The organism is Polaromonas sp. P1_G1 (genome assembly GCF_056405595.1).
The window spans coordinates 1-402 of record NZ_JBFUBU010000249.1 but is presented as its reverse complement, the minus strand read 5'-3'; the positions used below and the strand labels follow the sequence as shown (position 1 = coordinate 402).

The 402-nt window shown below is 62.4% G+C and carries 1 protein-coding gene; it reads left to right on the top strand.

Annotated features, from left to right (window positions below; translation table 11 throughout):
- On the top strand, nucleotides 1-402 hold a 402-nt coding region (locus tag AC1D1Y_RS26700), incomplete at both ends, for an SIS domain-containing protein (protein ID WP_477684999.1).

Below are 402 nucleotides of genomic sequence, written 5' to 3'. Positions count from 1 at the left end.
GTGTATTCCTGCGGCAACGGCGGCTCCATGTGCGATGCCATGCACTTTGCCGAAGAGCTGACCGGCCGCTACCGCAAGGACCGCAAGGCCTTGGGCGCTACCGCCATCAGTGACGCCGGGCACCTGACCTGTGTGGGCAACGATCATGGCTATGACAACGTGTTTGCCCGTTACATCGAAGGCCATGGCAGGCCGGGTGATTGCCTGGTGGCACTGAGCACCAGCGGTACCAGCAAGAACGTGATCAAGGCCGCCGAGGCCGCCAAGGCGCTGGGCATGACGGTCATCATCCTTAGCGGCAAGCCCAGTGAGAAGCTGGAGCCCTTGAGCGATGTGTATGTGTGCACGCCCGGCGGCAAATACGCAGACCGCGTGCAGGAGCTGCACATCAAGGTGCTGCAC